Genomic DNA, 1,885 nt, shown 5'->3' with positions numbered 1-1,885 from the left:
CGCCTAAAAAATAGTCTCTGTCAGTGCCAAGGTCGAATGTTCAACACGCCCTAATTGTTCATAATATAAAGCACCCGCTACGCAATTTGATAGCGCCGCGCAATAGCCATGATTTGCTCAATCACGTTATGCTTGGCACTCATTGGCAGTTGCTCTGTGGTACCAATGACAGTAATGGCATACTCTAGCGGCGCTTGTTTAGTAGACGAGCGGCTATCGGTAGATTTAGCGGTACTGTCAGTACCATCAATACTATTTATATTAGCAACACTTATATTAGCAACACGATCAAGCGCTGGCGTTGGCAAAATCACAGGAATGGTAATCGCATTAATACCCATCAGCATATCACCTGTCACGGTGGCATACCCTTGCTGGCGAATTTGGGCTTGCAGCTGCTCAAAATGCTGCCATTTTTCTGCTATTCGCGCGGTATCATTGGTTTGCCATTCTGCGTCTACCAATGGTCTAATGATAGCGTCAGGCTGATAACTGGCAAACAGCTGTCCTGTAGCCGATGTCGTCAGCGGCATGCGTGAACCGATGCGGGTGATGATACTGATAGGACTGTCAGGTTCGACCGATTGAATGATAATAGGGCCTTCGTTGAACCATTTGGCGATTTGTACCGCGCAATTTGTCATTTTTTGAATATCATTAGCAATATGGTTAAGCCGCTCTAAGATATGGTTCGAATTAAATCCTGTGTGCCCCATAGCGCCTAGTGCCGCTAATGAGTTAACCCTATCGCCAAGCCCATAGCGCCCATCATCGAGCTTACGCGCGTAGTTTGTACGGATCAGGCTGACCAAATACCGATGGCACTTGGCAGGATGCATCTGTATCGCTTGTGCGATATCCTTTAACATCATAGGCTCGTTATAATCGATAAGTACATCTAATATTGATAGCCCCACTTCTAGTGACTGGACGCCACTTTGGGTTTTATTTGCGCTTATAGGTTTGTCTACAGGATTGTTAGCTGCTGGCATGATCGGCTCAATTGGATTTTTATAAAGTTTAAAAAGCTTATAAAGTTTAAAAAGTAGCGGTGGTAGGCGTAATTATAACCATTTCACCTACCTTATATACAACATAACATAATAAAAGGATTTTATAATGATGACACTCTATGGCTATTTTCGCAGTAGCACCGCTTATCGCACGCGTATCGCGCTGAACCTAAAAGGCTTGAGCTACGATAATGTGTCGGTCAATCTGGCACAGGATAAGCAGTTGGAGGCGGAGTTTAAAGCGCTGAATCCACAAGGATTAGTACCGGTGCTGCAAGCTGATGATTTACTCTTGTATCAAAGCCCTGCTATCTTGGAGTGGTTAGAGGAAGTCTATCCGACGCCTGCATTGCTACCCAAAGACGCCGCTGGGCGCATGCACGTACGCGCACTCAGCGCCATGATCGGTTGTGATATGCATCCGATCAATAATCGGCGTATACTGCAATATCTACGTAATGAGCTATCAGTGGAAGAAGAGGACGTTATGGCGTGGTGTCATCGCTGGATGAGCGATGGTTTTGTCGCATTAGAGCAGCGCTTGGCCTCTAACAAAACCCGTGGAGATTTCTGCTATGGTGATAGTCCTACTTTAGCAGACTGCTATCTGATACCTCAGGTGTCTTCGGCGCGCCGTTTCAAAGTCGATTTGAGTGCTTATCCTAACGTTGTCGCTGTTGATGCGCATTGTCGTACACTAAAAGCCTTTGCTGATGCCGACCCTATTGTGCAGCCTGATGCGCCTCAGTAGTCATATAGACTGGATAAGAACATGACCAAATGGAAATAAGTGAAAATATAGGCAGGGCAGCATGGATAGGGTTGCAAACAGTTAAATAAAATATATACAAACCTACCTATTTATTACTATA

2 protein-coding genes are annotated in these 1,885 nt (G+C 45.1%); one reads left to right on the top strand and one right to left on the bottom strand.

Annotation, left to right across the window (positions count from 1 at the left end):
* Positions 1–77: 77 nt before the first annotated feature.
* Positions 78–992 carry a helix-turn-helix domain-containing protein gene (locus I3248_RS12080; RefSeq protein WP_238063980.1) on the bottom strand — a complete coding sequence of 305 codons (915 nt, stop codon included), beginning with the start codon at positions 990–992 and terminating at the stop codon, positions 78–80.
* 130 nt (positions 993–1,122) lie between these two features.
* Here I3248_RS12080 and maiA point away from each other — a divergent pair, with 130 nt between their 5' ends.
* Entirely contained in the window at positions 1,123–1,764 is a 642-nt protein-coding gene (maiA, locus tag I3248_RS12075) for a maleylacetoacetate isomerase (RefSeq protein ID WP_238063982.1), read from the top strand.
* Positions 1,765–1,885: the final 121 nt, after the last annotated feature.

This window comes from Psychrobacter sp. Ps3 (assembly GCF_022129275.1).
Taxonomy (GTDB): Bacteria; Pseudomonadota; Gammaproteobacteria; order Pseudomonadales; family Moraxellaceae; genus Psychrobacter; species Psychrobacter submarinus.
This window is presented reverse-complemented; position numbering and strand designations above follow the sequence as displayed.

Coding starts and splice junctions, on each gene's coding strand:
- I3248_RS12080 (WP_238063980.1), bottom strand. CDS start 992: ATGCCAGCAGCTAACAATCCTGTAGACAAACCTATAAGCGCAAATAAA.
- maiA (WP_238063982.1), top strand. CDS start 1,123: ATGACACTCTATGGCTATTTTCGCAGTAGCACCGCTTATCGCACGCGT.